This is a genomic window from Kribbella sp. NPDC002412, from assembly GCF_053592935.1.
Genome location: NZ_JBSFBL010000043.1, coordinates 1 through 19,359, shown reverse-complemented (window position 1 = coordinate 19,359; position 19,359 = coordinate 1). Strand labels below are relative to the sequence as shown.

The window sequence follows — 19,359 nt, the reverse complement described above, 5'->3', positions numbered from 1 at the left end:
ACCGCACATCAAGCGTCACGGAAAGTTGCGGGACTCAGCGATCTTTGGCCGGCCAGGGCGAGTCCGCCGGCCGGAGGGTGTCGAAGCCCGGGCCGTTCAGCGCGGTCCAGGTGGCCAGAGCGCCCATCACGAGGATGGGGTTGTGCAGGTGGCCGGCCAGGACGGCGCCGACCACGTCGATCAGCGGCGCCCAGACGGTCTCCATGTCGGCTTCCTCGTGCCGCCGGTCGTAGGCCTCGTCGGCCGCGGACAGGTCGCGGGCCAGGAAGATCCGGACCGCCTCGTCGGTCAGGCCCGGGGAGGTGAAGGCGTCGACGAGGATCCGCCAGTCGGCCGCCTTCGTGCCCGTCTCCTCCCACAGCTCCCGCTCGGCGCCCAGCCGGTACTGCTCACCCTGGACGTCGAGCAGCCCGGCCGGTGGCTCGAGCAGCCGGTGGCCGACCGGGTGGCGGTACTGCCGGACCAGCAGCATCCGGTTGTTCTCGTCCAGGGCGACGACCCCGACCGCGCCGGGGTGCACGACCACGTCCCGGACGAACGGGTCGCGACCCGGTGGGTCGAGGTGGTCCCGCCGTACCGAGATCACCCGGCCGGTCTCGTGCACCACCTCGGACGAGGCGACCGGCCACTTCTCCGGGACGTCGGCCAGGCCGGCGCCGAACCGCAGTTCCGGAAAGTCCTTCATCGAGCCTTGACCGTGGTCTTGCCGACCGGCTTCTTCGCCACCGCCGGCTCCTCGACCGGCAGCCGCGACTCACGCTGGCGGATCAGGGCGGCGTTGATCAGGCCGGCGAACAGCGGGTGCGGCTTGGTCGGCCGGGACCGCAGCTCCGGGTGCGCCTGGGTGGCCACGAAGTACGGGTGCTGGGCCTTGTCGAGCTCGATGAACTCGACCAGCTCGTTGTCCGGGGACAGCCCGCTGAACACCAGGCCCGCCGTCTCCAGCTTGTCGCGGTAGGCGTTGTTCACCTCGTAGCGGTGGCGGTGCCGCTCCTGGACCGACGGGGCGCCGTACAGGTCGCGGACGATCGAGCCGTCCGCGAGGTTGGCCGGGTAGAGGCCGAGCCGCATGGTACCGCCGAGGTCGCCGGAGCCGGAGACGATGTGCTTCTGCTCCTCCATGGTCGCGATCACCGGCTGCTCGGCGTCCGGGTCGAACTCGCTGGAGTTGGCCTCGACCAGCCCGGCCAGATTGCGGGCGACCTCGATCACCATGCACTGCAGGCCGAGGCACAGCCCGAGGATCGGGATCCGCTGCTCGCGGGCGAACTTGATCGCGCCGATCTTGCCCTCGATCCCGCGGACGCCGAAGCCGCCCGGGATGCAGATCGCGTCGACGTCGCCGAGCAGCCGCGCGGCCGCCTCGGGCGTGGCGCAGTCGTCGGAGGCGATCCAGCGCAGGGTGACCTTGGCGTCGTTGTCGAAGCCGCCGGCCCGCAGCGCCTCCGCGACCGACAGGTACGCGTCCGGCAGGTCGATGTACTTGCCGACCAGCGCCACCGTGACCTGGTCCTTCGGGTTGTGTACGACCCGCAGTAGCTCGTCCCACCGGGTCCAGTCGACGTCACGGAACGGCAGGTTGAGCCGCCGTACGACGTACGCGTCCAGGCCCTCGGTGTGCAGCACCTTGGGGATGTCGTAGATGCTCGGCGAGTCGACGGCGGCGACCACGGCCTCGACGTCGACGTCGCACATCAGCGAGATCTTCCGCTTCACACCGTCCGGGATCGGCCGGTCGGCGCGGCAGACGACCGCGTCCGGGGCGATACCGATCGAGCGCAGCGCGGCGACCGAGTGCTGGGTCGGCTTGGTCTTCAGCTCACCGCTCGGGGCGAGGTACGGAACCAGCGAGATGTGCAGGAAGAAGACGTTGTCCCGGCCGACGTCGTGCCGGACCTGGCGGGCCGCCTCGAGAAACGGCAGCGACTCGATGTCGCCGACGGTGCCGCCGATCTCGTGCAGCACCACGTCGACGTCCGGGCCGGCCATCGCCAGCATCCGTTCCTTGATCTCGTTGGTGATGTGCGGGATCACCTGCACGGTGTCGCCGAGGTACTCGCCGCGGCGCTCCTTGGCGATCACGCTGGAGTAGACCTGCCCGGTGGTCACGTTGGCGACCGCGGACAGGTCCCGGTCCAGGAAGCGCTCGTAGTGGCCGATGTCCAGGTCGGTCTCGGCGCCGTCGTTGGTGACGAACACCTCGCCGTGCTGGAACGGGTTCATGGTGCCGGGATCCACGTTGAGGTACGGATCCAGCTTCTGCATGGTGACCCGGATGCCCCGTGCCGTCAGCAGACTGCCGAGGCTGGACGCTGTCAGCCCCTTGCCGAGACTGGATGCCACGCCACCGGTGACGAATACGTGCTTGGTCTGCTGGGAATTCGAAGCCCTGTCCACGGGCCTTCAGCCTACCTCTTGTCAACCCCCGGTCGCGACGAGACCCACGTAGATGTCGAGCAGATTCTTCGCCACCGCGTCCTCGTCCGGCCATCTGGCGGCCAACTCCCGGCCCCGCGTCCGCATAGCGTTCGCCGTCTCCGGCTCGGCCAGCACCGCACGGACCCCGTCCGCCAGCCCGTCGGCATCCCCGGGGAACGCCAGGACGGCGCTGTCGTCCACGAGCTCCGGGACGCCGCCGACCGCCGTCGCCACCACCGGTACGCCGACCTGCAGAGCCTCCTGGATGACCAGGGCCCGCGCCTCCCAGTGTGAGGTGAGCAGGAACACGTCGGCCGCGCCCAGAAGGTCCGCGATGTCGTCCCGGTGACCGAGGAGGCGCACCGGGAGGTTCTCCGCGTCGATCCGCGCCTGCAGGTTCTCCCGCAGCGGGCCGTCGCCGACGATCGCGAAGACCACGTCCGGGTTGGACTCCCGCACCAACGCAGCCACGGACAGTAGCGTCGGGTAGTCCTTCTGCGGGGCCAGTCGTCCCACGGTGAGCACGAGCGCTTCCTCGTCCAGCCCGAACGACTGCCTGACCTCGTGCCGCGGCGTGCGGACCTGAGGCATCGCGGGAGCCGCCACCGGAGCCAGCCTGGCCTGACGCGCTCCGAGGCTCTTGGCCAGCTCCACGAGGTCGCTAGAGGCTCCTAGAGTCAGGTCCGCTCCCCTGGCCACCAGCCGCTGTCCCAGCCGCATGACGAGCCCACGTGGGCCCGGAGCAATCACGGCGTTGTGCCAGGTGACCACCAGCGGCCGCAGCCGCGACCTGTCGCGGAGCGCCGTCATACCGGCTCGGTAGCCGTGCGCATGGACCACGTCAGCGCCGCGCAGCGCGGTCGCCTGGGTCACGACCTGCGCACCGCCGAAGTCGAAGTGCTCAGCGGTGCCGGGTGGTGCGCAGACGACTACCTCGTGCCCGGCATTCAGGAACCGCGGCACCAGGGAGGCGACGTGCTGCCCGATCCCGCCCCGCGACTCCGCGAGCAGCAGGCCGATCCTCATTGCGTCTCCTCCACAAGTCCACAACTCCGCAGGGCGCGGACGTCCGCGCGATCCAGTACCACCGCGACCGCGGCGTACACAACGACTACGGTCAGGCCGGACAGCACTGCGAACAAGCAGGCCTTGCCCACTCCGGCGTCGCCGGCAGGCAACGACACCGCCCAGCCGGCAGCACCGGCCAGCACAGCACCGACCAACGCAGCCAGCGTGGCGCGCGGCAATCCGGCGAGCACCCCGGCGCCCGCCTCCCGACGCAGTACGACCAGCAGCACGATTGCGCCGGCCACCATGCCGATCGACATCGCAGCCGCCAGCGCCGGCACGGCATCCCAGGACGCCGTGAGCACCACACCGGCCACAGCGACCAGCACCCAGGCGCCGGCCGTTACCACTGCGACCTCACGACCGCAGTGCCTCGCGTAGAGCACCCGGCCCACGTGCATCAGTACGGCGAACCCGATCGCAGCAGGTGCAAAGGAAACCAACGCGTCGACCAGCGATGCCGCTCTCGACTCCTGCACAGCGCCGTCGTCGTACGCGAAGACCCTTGCAACCGGGACCGCTGTGCCGACAAGCAACGCGGCCCCAGCACCGCCGGCCAGCATCACAGCCCGCGTCGACGAGGCAGCGTAGGTGTCGAACCGCTCCCCCGCCTCGTACGCCGCAGCGAGCCGCGGGAACACCGCTGTGGTGATCGGCACGGCCAGTACGGCGTACGGCAGCAGATAGACCGCGTTGGCCCAGGTGTAGACCGCGATGCTGCCCGCCACACCACGGTGGTTGGCCAGGTACGTGGTGACGACAAAGGTGAGCTGCTGCGCGATCAGTACGGCGAGACCGGCCAACGCCAGCCTCCGCAGCACCGGACCGACGCCCGGGTCGAGGCGTAGCGTCGGTTTGATCGGGATGCGCAGGAACAGCATCGGCACCAGCACGGTGAGCGCCAGCGCGGCGACACCGGCCGTCGTACCCCAGGCCAGCAGATCCGCCGCCCCACGCGAAGCCGACTCGGCGTCCGGCGCCGCGCTCGCAAACGCCAGATAGGTGCCCACGACAACAAGACTGGACACGAGCGGCGCCAGCGCACCCGCCGCGAACCGCTTGTGCGACTGCAGTACGGCGGTTGCGATCACGGCGATCGCATAGCCGAAGACCTGCGGCACGAAGATCGCGAGCATCCGCGTCGCCGTGGCGGCCGAGCCGCTGCAGTCGGCGCCCGGATCGAGCATCGCGTCGGTGTAGGTCGACGCGAAAAGCCAAGCCAGCAAGGCGAACGGCGCCAGCAGCACGAACGACCACGCGATCAGGGCACCGATGACGCGTCCCTGGGCCGCGCGGTCGCCGCGGGCCACCGGACCGGCGAGCACCGGGATGACCGCACCCGCCAGTGCACCACCCGCGACCACCTCGAAGAGGATGTTCGGCAGTTGGTTCGCCGTCGCGTACGCCTCGGCCAGGCATCCGGCGCCGACCGTCTTCGAGAAGACCAGCCACCGGCCGAATCCCACCACCCGGGCCAGAACTGTCACCGCGGCGACGAGCAGCGCGGCTTGCGCGATGCGCGCGCCGGTTCCTGAGCCGCCACCTCCCCCGGCGCCGGCCGGGCGCTCCGCGCCCGAGCCGTCCGTGCTCACCGAGTCATCATCGGGGCCTGCGGCCCCACTGGTCGATCTTGTCCAGCACCGCGTTCTCGGCGATCACCTTGGTGAAGCTGACCTTCTCGCTGGCCAGGTTCAGCGCGACGACGGCGCCCAGCGCGAGGGCCTTGAGCGGACCCGGCAGCGAGCCGGCCAGCGCCGTACCGGTGATCGCGCCCAGGCCGTTCGCACCGCAGTCGCCGAGCATCGAGCGCTCGCCGAGGTCGGACGGCGCGGCAGCCGCGGCCGCACCGACGACCGCGCCGGCGGGACCGTTCGTCGCGGCCAGCGGCGCGTTCACTGCCGCGACCGCCTTCAGCGCGCGGCCGGGCCGGAGGTCGAGCAGGTTGGTGAGGTTCGCCGTACCCGCGATCAAGGCGCCGTCGGCAACGACTCCGGCGAGGGCCTTCACACCGGACGACTTCCGCGGCAGCAGCGCGGCGGCGGCCAGGCCGGCGGCGCCGACACCGAGGATCTTCACCGCACCGCTCGTCACCTCACCCCGCTTCAGCGCGCTGAGGTGGCCGCGGAATCCCTTCGCCTGCGTAGTCCCGCGCAGGTCGTCGTACGCGCCGACCGCACCTGACACCGAGCCGGCGAGCAGCGCTGCCGCCTTCACCTTGCCCGGAGTCTTGGGAGATGCCGCGACCCCGGCCAGCGCACCGAGCACCGCGACCGGACCCTCGAGCAGGGTGACCGGCTCACCGCGATGGTTGGTCCGCTCGAACGGCTCGCGGTTCTCCTTGGGCAGGTTGGCCGCGGCGCGTTCGAGCGCGGCGGTGGCGGCTGCCGCGACGGCAGCGCTCAGAATTCCCACGTCAGTTGTCCTTCGTCTGTACGTCCGACGGCGCTACGCCGTTCTTCGCGTCGATCGCGCCGTACTGCCCCGCCTTGCCGGTCGCCTGCTCGGCCAGCGAGAAGACGACCGTCGCCTGCCCGGCGGGGATGTCGGCCACGTCCACCGAGGAAACGATCTTGGTCGCGTCGGAGTCACTCCGCAATGCCTTGAGCAGGCCGCCGTCCTGCGCGGTCACCGGCGTCCCGGCCACCACGACGCCGTTGCTGCCCAGGTCCAGGCCCTCGATGAAGTCCACGGAGTCGTTGTACGACGAGTTGTCCGGCACCGGCGTCGGCGGCTTCGCGGCCACCACCACGACCAGGCTGGCCCGGTCCTTGAACTGCGACGGCTTCAGCGACATCAGCTTCGCCCCGGTCAGGCCGCTGATGATCTTGGTCGACTCGCCGTCGGCGGACTTGCCCTCCTCCTTGGCCGCGATGCCGCGGGCCAGGATCAGCCCGGCGCGCTGGTACGTCGTGCTGTCGGCCGGGTAGTCGACGTCGGCGGTGACCAGCTCGGTGGCGATCTGCTCGACCAGCTGACGCTGTCCGGCGTCGAACATCTTGCTGTCCAGCGCGACCCGGGTGGTGACCTGGCCGCCGGCCTTCTCCAGCTCCTCGGTCAGCGCGTTGGCGAGGTCGCCGTCGGCGCTCGGCATGGTGACGACGGCGATCTTCTTGCTGCTCAGCTTGCCGTCGGTCAGCCCGGCGGTGACCTTGGCGACGTAGTCGTCGCGATACTTGTCCAGCGTCTTCGTCTCGTCCAGCTTGGCCCGGGTGTCCGCGAGCTGCTGGCGGTCCTTCTCGGCCTGGCTCGCGACGAGCTCGCTGCCGGTGCCCTTCAGCGGGCCGGCGCCCAGCACCACACCGGCGCCCAGGGCGAAGAAGATCGCCACGATCGAGACGATGTGGTAGCGAAAGTCGATCACGTGAACAGCTCCCGGATCCAGTAGACGAAGTCGCTCCAGCGCGCCCGCAGGATCGACCAGAGCACGTCGTCGGCGCCGATCGCGACCAACGCCATGCCGAGTGCGAACAGGCCGGCCGCGGCCAGCGCGACCACCTGGAAGGTCGAGACCCGGCTGCGGTACAGCCGGCCGACCCCCTTGGCGTCCACCAGCTTGGCACCGACGCGCAAGCGGGTGATGAACGTGCTCGCCATCCCCGGGCGTCCCTTGTCCAGGAACTCCACCAGCGAGTTGTGAGTGCCGACCGCGACGATCAGCGACGCGCCCTTGGAGTCGGCCAGCAGCATCGCGACGTCCTCGCTGGTGCCGGCGGCCGGGAACTCGATCGAGTCCACGCCGAGCCGCTCCATCCGCTCCGAACCCGGCGCGCGGCCGTCGCGGTAGGCGTGCACCACCACCTCGGCGCCGCTCTTCAGCGTCTCGTCCTTGACCGAGTCCATGTCGCCGATGATCAGATCCGGGACGTAGCCCTCCTCGACCAGCGCGTCGGCGCCGCCGTCGACGCCGATCAGCACCGGCCGGTACTCCCGGATGTACGACTTCAGCGCGACCAGGTCCTCGCGGTAGTCGTACCCGCGGACCACGATCAGGACGTGCTTGCCCTCCATCAGCGTGTGGACGTCCGGCACACCGACGCCGTCGAGCAGCAGGTCGCGTTCGCGGCGCAGGTACTCCAGGGTGTTGGCGGTGAACGCCTCCAGCTGGGTCGACAGCCCGGACCGGGCCTCGTCCATCAGCTCCGCGACGGTCTTGCTGTCCTGCGAGATGCCCTTGGCGACGACCTCCTCGCCCCGGTACAGCGAGCCCTCGTTCAGCCGGACCCGCTCGCCCTCGTGCAGGATCGAGAACACCTCGCGGCCGACCCCGTCGACCAGCGGGATGCCCGCCTCGACGAGGATCTCCGGGCCGAGGTTCGGGTAGCGGCCGCTGATCGAGTCCGCCACGTTCACCACCGCGGCGACCCGGCAGGCGACCAGCGCCTCGGCGCTGACCCGGTCCAGGTCGACATGGTCGATGACCGCGATCTCGCCCGGTTTCAGTCGTTTGGTGAGATTCTTGGTACGGCGATCGAGCCGGACCACGCCGGCGATGCCGGGCAGTTCAGTAGGACGTGCTCTCCGCAGGCTGGGCAGTTTCATCGCGCTCTCATCCTGCCATGTCAAGAGCCCCCTCCCGGTTCATTTACCCCTCCGGGCGGCAATCACGCACGGAAATCGTGGTGACTGTGCGTCAAATCATCCTTTCGAACGACTCTTCCGGCGCGGTTTGTGACGCTCGGCCGCGAGCGCGAGCAGCTCCTCGGCGTGCGCCTGCGCGGCGTCGGAGTTCTCCAGGCCGGCCATCATCCGGGACAGCTCCTTCAGCCGGGCGTCGTCGTCGAGCGCGACCAGGCCACTCGTGGTGACCGAACCATCGTCACTCTTCAGCACGACAGCATGACGGTCCGCGAACGCAGCCACCTGCGGCAGGTGCGTCACCACGATCACCTGGGCCTTCTCGGCCAGCCGCGCCAGCCGCTTGCCGACCTCGACCGCGGCCCGGCCGCCGATCCCGGCGTCGATCTCGTCGAACACCAGCGTCGGCACCGGGTGGGTGTCGCTGAGGATCACCTCGAGCGCGAGCATCACCCGGGACAGCTCACCGCCGGACGCGGCCTTCTGCAGCGGGCGGGTCGGGCTCCCCGGGTTCGCCGCGAAGCAGAACTCGATCTCGTCGATCCCGAACGGACCACGCGCGGTCTCGTGCACCTCGATCGACAACTTCGCGTGCGGCATCGCCAGGCCGGTCAGCTCGTCGGACACGGCGACGCCGAGCCGCTCGGCGGCCTCTTGGCGCGCCGCCCTGATCTGCTGACCGAGGTCTGTGAGCTTGGCGTCCAGCTCGGCGAGCTCGGCGGTCAGGTGCTCGACCCGCTCGTCGCTTCCGTCCAGCTCGGCCAGCCGGTCCGCGGACCGCTTCGCCCAGTCGAGGACCTCGTCCACGGTGCCCTCGTCGGCGCCGTACTTGCGGACCAGGCTGGTCAGCAGCGACCGCCGCTCGCTCACCACGGCCAGTCGGGCCGGGTCGGTGTCGACGTCGGCGGCGTACGACGAAAGCTCTTGGGCCAGGTCGGCCGCGAGGTATCCGAGCTCGCCGGCGCGATCGGCCAGCTCGGCCAGCTTCGGGTCGTGGTGGCGCTCCGCGTCGAGGACCTGCTTGGTGAGTGCGAGCAGCCCGAGTACGTCGCTCGGCCGGGTGGAATCGAGATCCTCGGAGGCCAGCGCGTCGGCTGCTGTGGTTGCCGCCGTACGAAGGCCGTCGGCGTACGCGAGCCGGTCCTCCTCGGCGGCGAGCTCGGTGTCCTCGCCGGGCAGCGGCTCGGCCTTCGCGACCTCGTCGAGCCCGAAGCGCAGCAGGTCGGCCTCGGCGAGGCGATCACGCTGCCGGGTGGTCAGCTCGGTCAGCTCCGCCTCGACCTCACGGTGCCGTTTGTAGGCCGCGGCGTACTCCTGCAAGGGCACGAGGACTGCCTTGCCGGCGAAGGTGTCGAGGGTCTCGCGCTGTCGCGACGGCTGAAGCAGTCGCCACTGCTCGGCCTGCCCGTGGATCGCGACCAGGTCGCCGGACACCTCGCCCAGGACGGACACCGGCACGGACGCACCACCGAGGAACGCCCGCGAGCGCCCTTCGGAGGACAGCTCACGGGCGATCAGCAACTCGTCGTCGTCCAGCTCGCCGCCACGGTCCTCGGCCTGCTGCACGATCGCCTTCGGTACGGCGCTGGCCCGGCCCTCGACCCTGGCCCGGCGAGTCCCGTGCCGCACCAGGCCGCTGTCCGCACGGCCGCCGAGCAGCATGTTCACCCCGGTCACGACCATCGTCTTGCCGGCCCCGGTCTCGCCGGTGACCGCGGTGAACCCCGGATCGAGGTCCAGCGTGGCGTCCTCGATCACGCCCAACCCGGTGATGCGAATCTCCGAGAGCATGCTCTAGGTCTCCTGTTGTCCGTTGCGTTTACGCTCTGCGGCTCCACGCCACCCGAGCACGGGTAGATCGAACTTGGCTACCAGTCGGTCGGTGAACGGGGCCTCGTGCGCCCGCGCCAGCCGGACCGGACGGTTGCCGCGGCGGACCTGGATCTCGGCGCCCGGCGGTACCTCGACCATCCGGCGGCCGTCACACCACAGCACACCCCGGCCGTGCCACGACGGCACCAGCTCGATCGACAGCTGCGACGTCGGCGCGACCACGATCGGCCGGGAGAACAACGCGTGCGCGCTCAGCGGCACCATCAGGATCGCCTCGACCTCGGGCCACACGATCGGACCACCGGCCGAGAAGGAGTACGCCGTACTGCCCGTCGGCGTCGCCACCACGACGCCGTCGCAGCCCCAGCGGGACAGCGGCCGGTCGTCCACCTCGACCATCACCTCGAGCATCCGCTCACGGGCCGCCTTCTCCACGCTCGCCTCGTTCAGCGCCCAGGTGTCGAAGATCTGCTCGCCGTCCAGCCGGACGTCGACCGCGAGCGTCATCCGCTCCTCGACCGTGTAGCTGCGGTCCACCACGACCTGGACGATCCGCTCCAGGTCGTCGACCTCGGCCTCGGCCAGGAAGCCGACGTGGCCGAGGTTGACCCCGAGCACCGGCGTCCCGTGCGGCCGGGCCAGCTCTGCGCCGCGCAGGATCGAGCCGTCGCCGCCGAGCACCATGATCAGCTCGACGTCCAGCGCCGCTTTCTCGTGGTCGTCGACGAGCTCCACGGGGTCGAGTTTCAGCGCCTCGGCCTCGTCGGCGAGCAGCCGGACCTGCAGACCGGAGTCGGTCAGCAGCCGGTGCGCGTCCCGCGCCACCTCGACCGCCTGCTCCCGCCCGGTGTGCGTCACCAGCAGCACGCGCCGCGGCTCGTGCTCACCCACGTGGATCCTGCCTCCTCATTGCGGACCGCTCTCGATGGCGGTCTGGAGCATCGTCTCATCGAGAGGCGGCGCGGAACGGCGTATCCACAGGAAGTATTCGACATTTCCTGACGGGCCGGGCAACGGGCTCGCCGCGACACCCGCCACGCCCCAGCCCAGCTCGGCCGCCTTGGCGGCCACCCCACGCACCGCGTCGGCGCGCAGCTCGGGATCCCGGACCACGCCGCCCTTGCCGAGCCGCTCCTTGCCGACCTCGAACTGCGGTTTCACCATCAGGACCAGGTCGCCGTCCGGTTTCACCACCCCGATCAGGGCCGGCAGGACCAGCGTGAGCGAGATGAAGCTGAGGTCGGAGACGACGAGATCAACCGGTTCACCACCGATGTCGTCGAGGGTGAGGGTGCGGACGTTGGTCCGGTCCATCACCGTGACGCGGTCGTCGGTCTGCAGCGACCACACCAGCTGGCCGTACCCGACATCGACCGCGATCACGTGCGCCGCCTCGTTGCGCAGCAGTACGTCGGTGAATCCGCCGGTGGACGCGCCCGCGTCGAGGGTCCGGCGGCCCTTCACCTGCACGCCGCCGAACGCTTCGAGGGCGCCGACCAGCTTGTGCGCGCCGCGGCTGGCGTAGTTCGGGTCGTCCGTCTCCGAGGTGTCGACGACGATCGGCGCGTCGGCCCCGACACCGGTCGCGGCTTTGCTGGCGACCGTGCCGGAGACCTTCACCTTGCCGGCGGCGATCAGGTCGCTCGCGTGCTCACGGGACCGCGCGAGGCCCCGTCGTACCAGCTCGGCATCGAGCCGCGATCGCTTGATTCCTTTGGCCACGTCCGTCTAACTGCGGTCCTCGGCGTCCGCCTCGACCAGTGCGGACTGGAGCCGCTCGTGCAGGTCGGCGTACACCTCGGCGTGCTCGCCGACCGGCCGGTCGCGCAACTCGTCGAGCCGGGACATCGTCTCCTCGACCAGCGGATGCGCGTCGTCCTCTTGTACGGCGGGTTCGTCCGCAGCCGTGTCCGCGACGAACGGGTGCTGATGCTCGTCCTCGGGAGCCCGGGCGAACTCGGGCCCGAACTCCACCTCGGCCGGATCGACGTGCGGCGCCGGCTCGTCCTCGCGGCCGGCCGGGGCGTCGACGGACGCCTCGAAGGTTGCTTCGGTGTCCTCCGCGGGCGCGCCGTCGTCGTCGTACTGACCCATCTCGGGCTGCACGTCGCCGTACGAGAAGTTCTGTGGCGCCGGCTCGGCGTCGTAGTCGGGGGACTCCGGGGTGTCCTCCGACGGATAGGGGTCGAAGCCCGGCTCGACGTCGGGGTCGACGTCCGGCGGGAACTGCTCGCCAGGATGCTCGGTCACGTCAGGCCTTCTTCGCCGTCTTCTTGGCCGTCTTCTTCGCGGCCGCCTGCTCGGCCGGGGCCTTCTTCGCGGCCTTCTTGGCCGCCGCGGCCTGCGCCGGAGCCGGCGCCGCCTCCGCGAGCGGGTCGCCCGCCGGAGCGGCCGCCCCGGATCGCGCCGCGGCCAGCTCGGTCTCCAGCGTCTGGACCCGGCGGGCCAGCGCGTTGACCTCCTCGGCCCGGACGAACCCGAGCCGCGCCACCGCGCCCTCGACCTCGTTCGTCACGATCGCCTGCAGCAGCTGACGGTTGCTCTTGCTGGTGGCAACGATCTCGTCGGCCAGGTCACTGACCTTGGTGGTCAGCCCGGACGTCAGTTTGTCCGCGCCGGTCTGCTGCAGCAGCGCCTTCGCCGCCGCCTCGGCCCGCTGCTTGGTGACCTCGGTCAGCCCGCTCGCCAGTTGTACGTAGCCGCGCAGTGCGTCCAGCACCATGACTGCCTCCTCGCTTCGTTCCAGCAACGGTATCGCCTCACACCCGCAATACCACCCACGCTACTTGTCCAGCCCGACGCGGTGCAGGGCGGCGTCGATCGCGATCGAGCCCGGCGCCGGGGCCGGCTTGGGCAGTGGGCGGCGACCGCGGGCGGTGCTCTTCTTCGCGACCGGCTTCGCTGGGGTGTCGACCGCGGCCCAGACCGCGGACAGGATCGCCCGCAGGCCGTCGTACGGCTCGCCCTCGCCCTTCACGGTCACCGCGTTGTCGACGACCTCGGCGGTCCAGCCCGCACAGGTGTGCCGCCCGCCGTCGACCGTGACTCCGGGCTGCTTCTCCGCAAGCGCTCCCAGGCCGGCCGCGACGTACGTCGGCCGCTGATGCTTCGGCGCGCGGGCCAGGTCGTGCGCGTCGTGGACGCCGGTCGCCACCCACAGGCTGGCGATCCCGACGTTGTTCGCGCCCTCGATGTCGGAGTCGAGGCGGTCGCCGATCATCAACGGCCGTTCGGCGTTCAGCCGCTCGATACTCGTCTCCAGCAACGGCCGCTCGGGCTTGCCGGCCACGATCGGGTCCACCTCGACGGCGGCCCGGATCGCCTGCACCAAGGTCCCGTTCCCCGGGGCCATGCCGGCGGCCGTGGGGATCGTCAGGTCGAGGTTGGTCGCGTACCACTTCGCGCCCTCGTTGATCGCGTGCGCGCCGTCCGCGAGCATCACCCAGTTCACGTCCGGGTGGAAGCCTTGGACGACGGCCACCGGGTGCGCGTCGCTGCTGCGGACCGGCCGCAGCCCGTACTCCTCCAGCGCCGACGTCAGCCCTTCACCGCCGACCACGAGCACCGGCGACCCTTCCGGGTACTCGCTCGCGATCAGCTTCGCGGCCGCCTGCGCGGACGTCACCACGTCGTCGGCGATCACATCCAGCCCGAACGACGCGAGGTGCTCGGCGACCACCCGGGCCGGCCGGCTCGCGTTGTTGGTGATGTAGCCGAGCCGCAGACCCTCCTTGGCCGCCTTGCGCAGGTTCTCCGGCGCGTCCGGGACCGGGTCGGGCCCGACGTACACGACACCGTCGAGGTCGAGCAGCGCGACGTCGTACCGGCTGGCGAGCGGTTCGTCACATGCGGACAGCGGCGCGGGCGGAGTTCGTTCCGTGCTCATGCTTCCCCCCGTACGATTCCGCCCATGCCAGCAAGCGGGCCGGACTCGAGCGGGAGCGTGCTACGGCTCGAGCCGTTGCGCGCCTGGCGGTTCGTGGCCGGCAGGGTGAGCACGCTCGGTGCCGTCACGTCGCCGCCGTACGACGTACTGGAACCCGCCATCGTCCGGCGGCTGACTGACTCTGATCTGCACAACATGGTGAGGCTCATCCTTCCACGCGATCCTGAGCTCGGCCCCGGCCGGTACGACGAGCCCGCACGACGGCTCGCGGGGTGGCAACGCGACGGCGTGGTGGTGCAGGACCAGCGGCCCGCGTTGTACGTCTACGAGCAGCAGCTGGGCAACGCCGTACTGTGCGGACTGGTCGGCTCACTCGGCCTGGATCCGACGCGGCGCGTTGTGCTGCCGCACGAGGAAGTGATGCCGCACTGGGTCGACGACCGGCTCGAGCTGATGGAGGCCACTGACGCCGACCTGGAGCCCATCCTGCTCGCGTACGGCGACGGGGGCGTGGCGAGTGACGCAGTCGACGCCGCGCGGTCCGCAGAGCCGTGGCTGGAGGCCGAGACCGCCGGCGCAGAGCACCGCATCTGGCGGATCGAGGACCCGCTCGTGCTTGCGGCCATCTCTGCGGAGCTGGCGACGCACGAGGCGCTGATTGCCGACGGCCACCACCGCTACGCGGCCTACCTGGAACGGCGCAGGCGTCAGCCGTCGCGAGCGAGCACTGACGTCGGTCTGGCCATGCTGGTCGACTACAACCGCCACCCGCTGACGTTGGACCCCATCCACCGGGTCATACCAGGGCTGGACCTGGCCACGGTCGCCTCGCGTACACCACCCGGCTGGCGGGTCCTGCAGGGGCGCGTGGAGGACGTGCCGGACCGGATTGGTGTCACTGACGGCTCGGAGTGGTTGACGCTGCGCTCGACGGAAGGTCAGGAGGCTCCGACAGTATCCATGCTGCACGACCTGCTCCTGCCTGCGTGGGGCGTGGTGGAGAAGGACATCACCTTCCACCACACCCTGGCTGACGCGCTGGCCCTGGCAGGCCCTCAGCAGGCCGTTGTGGAGCTCACAGCACCCCGGATGGACCAGGTACTGCGGTCAGCGCTGCAGGGCGTCGTACTGCCGCAGAAGGCGACGTCGTTCGGGCCCAAGCCGCGGGTGGGGTTGCTGTTCCGGACGCTGTGAGCGCTCAGGGGCGGTGGTAGAGGCTGAGGAACTCCTCGCGAAGCGGCTTCCGGGCCGCCCGGTGGCGCTCGGTGAGCCGGCCAAGGGTGAACGACAGCTCCGGGTCGTCCTGCGCCGCTGCCTCCCTCGCCATCGCGGTCAGGGCGTCTGCGGCGGCGCAGTGGTCCTGGTGCTGACCGAGTAGCTCCTGGTACTTGGCTGCCTGGGTGGCGGTCTCCTTGGCCTCGTCCCCGAGTACGGCGGCGCTGGTGTCGGCGGCGTACCGGACGCGCTTGGCGAGCAGGCGCACCTCGTGCCAGTCGTCGTCCTGGGTCCAGGGCTTGAGTTTGTCGGCCGCTTCGGTGAACGAGTGGTTGGCTGCCTTCAGCAACTGGGGCAGCACCTCACTGCACGGCTTGCTGGCCTTCGGCCTGAGGAGCGGCGAGGCTGCGACTGTGTCCAGAGTCTGCAGCAATCCCGCCGTACTCTCGCCGGTCACTACCTCGTTGGACCGAGCCGCGGCACGGTCGAGGCCGACGGTGAGGGTCGTCAGGATCGTCTCGACGTGCTCGGGATCGTCTTCGCTGGTGGCGGTCTCGCGGACGAGCGCCGCGATCACCTCGATGTCGCGGGCTTCTCCGCACGCGTTGGCGAGGGCCGCGAGCTCGGTGCGGAGGTCCTGGGCCCAGTCGCCCGCCAGCAGCTTCCGGAACAGCCTCAGGTCGCTCCGCAACCGCCGGCAGGAGACCCGCACCTGGTGGATGGCGTCGTCCTCGTCCTTCTCGACCATGAGGATGGCGCCGTGCAGCCGCGTCGTCCCCTTGGTGAGGGCGTTGACCACCAACGTCCCGACCGGGGCATCCGCCGACAACGCCCCGCTCCAACCCGCCACGCTCTCCACCATTCACCTATTCTCGCCGGTCTGGGTGAACACCGGCAGCGTGGCGGTGCGGGTCCTACTCTTCGGACTTCGCCGGCTTCTCGTCGTCGGACTCCTCAGCAGGCGTCACTTCACCATCCAGGGCATCATCCACAACCCCGTCAAGCTCCGCGTCGTCCATCTCGTCGCCGAAGTCCTCAGCCTCGTCCTCGAGCCCGTCGGCCTCGTCCCCGGCCTCGTCTGCGTCCGCCTCGTCCTCCGTGTCGCCCTGGAGGTCTGCAGCGTCCACCTCGTCGCCGAGCTCCGCGGTATCAGCCTCGCCCTCCGGCTCGTCCACCTCATCCTCGAGGTCAGCGTCGTCCTCGAACTCGGCCTCCGGCTCGGCGTCGTACGCCTCGTCCTCGGCTTCGTCGTCGTACTCGTCGTCCTCATCGAGGTCCGTGAACTCGAGCCCCTCGAGCCGCGCAGCACGCTCAGCGGCACCGGTAGAACCGTCAGCGTCGACGCCCGCGGCCCGGTGGAACCAGATCAGCGCGTCATCCTCCCGGCCGGCCTCCTCGAGCGCGTCGGCGTACGCGTACCGCAGCCGCGGCAACCACTCCGCCTTCGTCCGCTTGGTCAGCTCCGGCACCTGCAGCGTCTGGATCGCCGCCGCCGTCTGCTTCATGTCCCGCCGCGCGCCGGCCGCCACGATCAGCAGCTCGACCTGCGTCGCTTCGGTCAGGTCGCGTACGTGCTTGTCCCGCGACAGCGTCAGCGCCTTCTCCGGCCGCCCGAGCGCCCGCTCGCAGTCCGCCATCATCGCGAGGACCTCGTGGTTCCCGGTCATCCGCCGTACCGCCCGGAACTCGGTCAACGCCTCGTCGTAGTGCTCAGCCAGGTACGCCGTGATCGCGACAGCCTCCCGTACGCCGCCGAGCCGCGCCGCCAACCGCCGCGCGGTCCGCGCGTGCAGGTACGCCCGCTCCGGGTCGTCGTCGATGAACCGGCCCGACGCGACGAGGTGCTGCGCGACCAAGTCCGCGAGGCCGCGCGGCAACGACCGCAGCTCGGCCTTCACCGACCGGTCCAGCTCAGCCCCGGTGATCCCGTCCGGAATCACCGGATCATCCCGCCGCGGCCCAGCCTTCTCCTCTACCGGCCGATCCCCGCGCCGCCCGGCACCCCGCTCATCCCGCCGGCCACCCCGCTCATCCCGCCGAAAAGCCCCACGCTCCCCACGCCCCGGCCCACCGCTACGAGCCGCCCCACGTCCAGGGCGCTCATCGCGTCCCCCACGCTCCTCCCGCCGGAACCCGCCACCGCCACGCTCATCGCGGCCGCCACGCTCATCCCGCCGGTAGTCCCCACGTCCGCCTTCATCCCGCCGGAACCCACCGCCACGCTCATCGCGCTCATCCCGCCGGAACCCGCCCGACCGCTCATCCCGCCGGACTCCCTCGCGTCCGCCACGCTCATCGCGCCCACCGCGATCGTCCCGCCGGAAGTCTCCACGTCCACCGCGCTCGTCCCGACCACCGCGCTCATCGCGCCGGAAACCATCGCGCTCATCGCGCCCACCACGGTCGTCCCGCCGGAACCCGCCGCCGCGCTCATCGCGCCCACCGCGATCGTCCCGCCGGTAGTCACCGCGTCCGCCTTCGTCCCGCCGGAAGCCGCCACGCTCATCGCGGCGAGAATCCCCGCGTCCACCACGCTCGTCCCGACCCGCGCCCTCGTCCCGCCGGAAGCCACCACGCCCGCCGGACCGGTCGTCCCGACTGTCAGTACGCCGGTAGCCGCCAGACCTATCGTCCCGACCGGCTCCACGACCTCCGCGGTCATCCCGGTCTCCGCGCCCCGACATCTGGCCGCCGAAGGGATCCCGCTCACCCTTGTCATCCCGCCGCGACCCGGCAAACCCACGCCGATTCTCGGTCCGGCCATCCTGCCCGTCGCGATACGACCCACCGGACCGCGGACCACTCCGCGCCCCACCCGACCGAGGCCCGTCACCCCGACTCGAAGCCCCACGCGACCCACCGGTCCCCCGAGCTCCCGCCCGGCCCCCACCAGAACCGCCCGACCCACCGGAACCCCAACCACCAGACCCGCCCGAACCACCGGAGCTCCAACCACCGGCGCCCGAACGCCCACCGCCGGGAGCCCCAGAACCGCCCGATCGCCCAGCACCGGAACCGCCGGAACCACCCGATCGCCCAGCGCCCGAACCGCCGGAACGCCCAGCGCCCGACCCACCGGTCCGCCCAGCGCCGGGACCGCCCGTACGCCCGCCGCCCGAGCCACCCGACCCGGAGCCGGCCCGTCCACCACCAAACCCTGAACGACCGGAGCCCGACCGCCCACCACCATCGCGACCGGACCGGCCGCTGTCTCCGGAGGAACCGCGACGGTCCCCAGAACCGGAGCGAGGATTGCGAGGTGGCGTCGCCACGTTGACTCCTAATTGCTGTAGCTCGATCGAGCACCTGCGCTGCAGCCATCTGCAGCAAACGGACAAAGAACAAAGGTACCGCCGCCACCCCCACAACCAGACATCCGGTACACCCGACGGAGACTTGGAAGCCCGAGCACCACAGCTTCCGCACCGCCCCAAGCACCCAGGCGACACGCGAGGGCCACCGCGCACGGGCGGGAGCGGTCGCACCTGGGGCGTGCCTGCCTGCCCCGCAGCGCCGGCAGATGAGCTCGCGGCACGGCCACTAGGTACCGCCTGACGTGTAGCAGTTCGGCGTACGCATTCGAGGTGAGGGCTCCGGTGGGACACCTGGGGGAGGTGCTTGGGGTAGAGCAGTACAGCAGCCAAGGTGAGCCCTCGCGGTTGGCACTCGGCTAGGTCTCGCACCCCATAGGAACGTCGACCCGAGCCCTCGCCACTCGCCGACTACAGGCTCGGCTGACCGGATGCCGTCCTGGGCAGTTGCTGTTCTGGTGGCTGCGGCTCTCGGGATCTGCTGGCTCGAGCAGCTGCAACCAGCGGCGCCGGCTGTCGTCCTCAGAGCGGCCGATGGGAGCCCTCGGTTGGCACGCTGTCGATGCGCAGGGTGGCGCGGGTGCCGCTAGAACTCGCACCCCAGAAGGTTGTCGAGCGGAACTCTCGCCACGCTCACCGACTGCAGGCCCGGATGCAGTCCAGGACCGTTGCTGTACCGGCGGCTGCAGCTCCCCAGGACCTGCTGCCTCAGCACCTGGAACCAGCGGCGCGAGCAGGCGTCCATCGCGGTACGGCACCTGAGGCTCGGGGCGGGTCGGATGGAGTCCTCGGTAGCTCCTGAGCTGGCCGGATGCAGCTGTCCCGGCCTGCTGCCTCGAGCAGTCGTAGACCAGCGGCGCCGGCGGGCGTCCTTGCAGTAGGTAGCTGGGCGGCTGAGGGTGGGCTTCCGGGGTCGGGTCTTGGGACAGCTCTGCAGCCGGGGTCGTGACCGCGTAGGTTGCCTAGGACTGTTGGTACAAATGTTAAGGGCCACCCCGGTGGGGTGGCCCTTAACAGTGTGAATGTCCGGCGGCGTCATACTCTCCCACGACC

The 19,359-nt window shown here is 70.7% G+C and carries 17 protein-coding genes; 1 reads left to right on the top strand and 16 read right to left on the bottom strand.

The window, feature by feature from the left end:
• Nucleotides 1-34: 34 nt before the first annotated feature.
• The 13 genes from ACWCOV_RS29420 to ACWCOV_RS29360 form a co-directional block, all read right to left on the bottom strand.
• The gene (locus ACWCOV_RS29420; protein WP_449832569.1) at nt 35-685 is read right to left on the bottom strand and encodes an NUDIX domain-containing protein; all 651 of its coding nucleotides are present in this window, start codon (nt 683-685) and stop codon (nt 35-37) included.
• Nucleotides 682-2,397 (bottom strand): CTP synthase, encoded by a 1,716-nt coding sequence (locus tag ACWCOV_RS29415; protein ID WP_449832568.1) that lies wholly within the window; start codon nt 2,395-2,397, stop codon nt 682-684. The genes ACWCOV_RS29420 and ACWCOV_RS29415 overlap by 4 nt, the downstream gene beginning before the upstream one ends.
• Before the next feature lie 21 nt (nt 2,398-2,418).
• Entirely contained in the window at nt 2,419-3,444 is a 1,026-nt protein-coding gene (locus ACWCOV_RS29410; RefSeq protein WP_449832567.1) for a glycosyltransferase family 4 protein, read from the bottom strand.
• Nucleotides 3,441-5,078: a murein biosynthesis integral membrane protein MurJ gene (gene murJ, locus ACWCOV_RS29405; protein WP_449832566.1), complete on the bottom strand. Its 1,638-nt coding sequence runs from the start codon at nt 5,076-5,078 to the stop codon at nt 3,441-3,443. The genes ACWCOV_RS29410 and murJ overlap by 4 nt, the downstream gene beginning before the upstream one ends.
• A 7-nt stretch (nt 5,079-5,085) precedes the next feature.
• On the bottom strand, nt 5,086-5,898 hold the full coding sequence (locus tag ACWCOV_RS29400; RefSeq protein WP_449832565.1) for a hypothetical protein: 813 nt from the start codon (nt 5,896-5,898) through the stop codon (nt 5,086-5,088).
• 1 nt (nt 5,899) lies between these two features.
• Entirely contained in the window at nt 5,900-6,847 is a 948-nt protein-coding gene (locus ACWCOV_RS29395) for a copper transporter (RefSeq protein WP_449832564.1), read from the bottom strand.
• Nucleotides 6,844-8,025, bottom strand: coding sequence for a putative cytokinetic ring protein SteA (gene steA, locus ACWCOV_RS29390; RefSeq protein WP_449832563.1), 1,182 nt, complete (start codon nt 8,023-8,025; stop codon nt 6,844-6,846). The genes ACWCOV_RS29395 and steA overlap by 4 nt, the downstream gene beginning before the upstream one ends.
• Nucleotides 8,026-8,121: 96 nt before the next feature.
• Nucleotides 8,122-9,852: a DNA repair protein RecN gene (gene recN, locus ACWCOV_RS29385; protein WP_449832562.1), complete on the bottom strand. Its 1,731-nt coding sequence runs from the start codon at nt 9,850-9,852 to the stop codon at nt 8,122-8,124.
• 3 nt (nt 9,853-9,855) lie between these two features.
• Nucleotides 9,856-10,785 carry an NAD kinase gene (locus tag ACWCOV_RS29380; RefSeq protein ID WP_449832561.1) on the bottom strand — a complete coding sequence of 310 codons (930 nt, stop codon included), beginning with the start codon at nt 10,783-10,785 and terminating at the stop codon, nt 9,856-9,858.
• Between the two features lie 15 nt (nt 10,786-10,800).
• Complete coding sequence (locus ACWCOV_RS29375; protein ID WP_449832560.1) at nt 10,801-11,616, bottom strand: TlyA family RNA methyltransferase; 816 nt, start codon at nt 11,614-11,616, stop codon at nt 10,801-10,803.
• Between the two features lie 6 nt (nt 11,617-11,622).
• Complete coding sequence (locus ACWCOV_RS29370) at nt 11,623-12,144, bottom strand: hypothetical protein (protein WP_449832559.1); 522 nt, start codon at nt 12,142-12,144, stop codon at nt 11,623-11,625.
• Nucleotide 12,145: 1 nt separating this feature from the next.
• Entirely contained in the window at nt 12,146-12,616 is a 471-nt protein-coding gene (locus ACWCOV_RS29365) for a phasin family protein (RefSeq protein ID WP_449832558.1), read from the bottom strand.
• Nucleotides 12,617-12,676: 60 nt separating this feature from the next.
• Nucleotides 12,677-13,780, bottom strand: a complete 1,104-nt coding sequence (locus tag ACWCOV_RS29360; RefSeq protein ID WP_449832557.1) for an HAD-IIA family hydrolase — start codon at nt 13,778-13,780, stop codon at nt 12,677-12,679.
• Between the two features lie 24 nt (nt 13,781-13,804).
• On the opposite strand from ACWCOV_RS29360, the gene ACWCOV_RS29355 reads away from it, so the two are divergent.
• A complete protein-coding gene (locus ACWCOV_RS29355; protein ID WP_449832556.1) occupies nt 13,805-14,974 on the top strand; it encodes a DUF1015 family protein in 1,170 nt (389 codons plus the stop codon).
• Nucleotides 14,975-14,978: 4 nt separating this feature from the next.
• Here ACWCOV_RS29355 and ACWCOV_RS29350 read toward each other — a convergent pair whose 3' ends face one another.
• The 3 genes from ACWCOV_RS29350 to ACWCOV_RS29340 are packed head-to-tail and all read right to left on the bottom strand — an operon-like array spanning nt 14,979 to nt 17,657.
• On the bottom strand, nt 14,979-15,857 hold the full coding sequence (locus ACWCOV_RS29350; protein WP_449832555.1) for a CHAD domain-containing protein: 879 nt from the start codon (nt 15,855-15,857) through the stop codon (nt 14,979-14,981).
• 52 nt (nt 15,858-15,909) lie between these two features.
• Entirely contained in the window at nt 15,910-16,935 is a 1,026-nt protein-coding gene (locus ACWCOV_RS29345) for a hypothetical protein (protein ID WP_449832554.1), read from the bottom strand.
• Between the two features lie 32 nt (nt 16,936-16,967).
• The gene (locus ACWCOV_RS29340; protein WP_449832553.1) at nt 16,968-17,657 is read right to left on the bottom strand and encodes a hypothetical protein; all 690 of its coding nucleotides are present in this window, start codon (nt 17,655-17,657) and stop codon (nt 16,968-16,970) included.
• Nucleotides 17,658-19,359 lie beyond the last annotated feature (1,702 nt).

Bases quoted from the DNA above. Each gene is read 5' to 3' on its own strand.
- ACWCOV_RS29365 (WP_449832558.1), bottom strand. From the start codon at position 12,616: ATGGTGCTGGACGCACTGCGCGGCTACGTACAACTGGCGAGCGGGCTG.
- recN (WP_449832562.1), bottom strand. From the start codon at position 9,852: ATGCTCTCGGAGATTCGCATCACCGGGTTGGGCGTGATCGAGGACGCC.
- ACWCOV_RS29340 (WP_449832553.1), bottom strand. From the start codon at position 17,657: ATGACCGCGGAGGTCGTGGAGCCGGTCGGGACGATAGGTCTGGCGGCT.
- ACWCOV_RS29350 (WP_449832555.1), bottom strand. From the start codon at position 15,857: ATGGTGGAGAGCGTGGCGGGTTGGAGCGGGGCGTTGTCGGCGGATGCC.
- ACWCOV_RS29355 (WP_449832556.1), top strand. From the start codon at position 13,805: ATGCCAGCAAGCGGGCCGGACTCGAGCGGGAGCGTGCTACGGCTCGAG.
- steA (WP_449832563.1), bottom strand. From the start codon at position 8,025: ATGAAACTGCCCAGCCTGCGGAGAGCACGTCCTACTGAACTGCCCGGC.
- ACWCOV_RS29420 (WP_449832569.1), bottom strand. From the start codon at position 685: ATGAAGGACTTTCCGGAACTGCGGTTCGGCGCCGGCCTGGCCGACGTC.
- ACWCOV_RS29360 (WP_449832557.1), bottom strand. From the start codon at position 13,780: ATGAGCACGGAACGAACTCCGCCCGCGCCGCTGTCCGCATGTGACGAA.
- ACWCOV_RS29410 (WP_449832567.1), bottom strand. From the start codon at position 3,444: ATGAGGATCGGCCTGCTGCTCGCGGAGTCGCGGGGCGGGATCGGGCAG.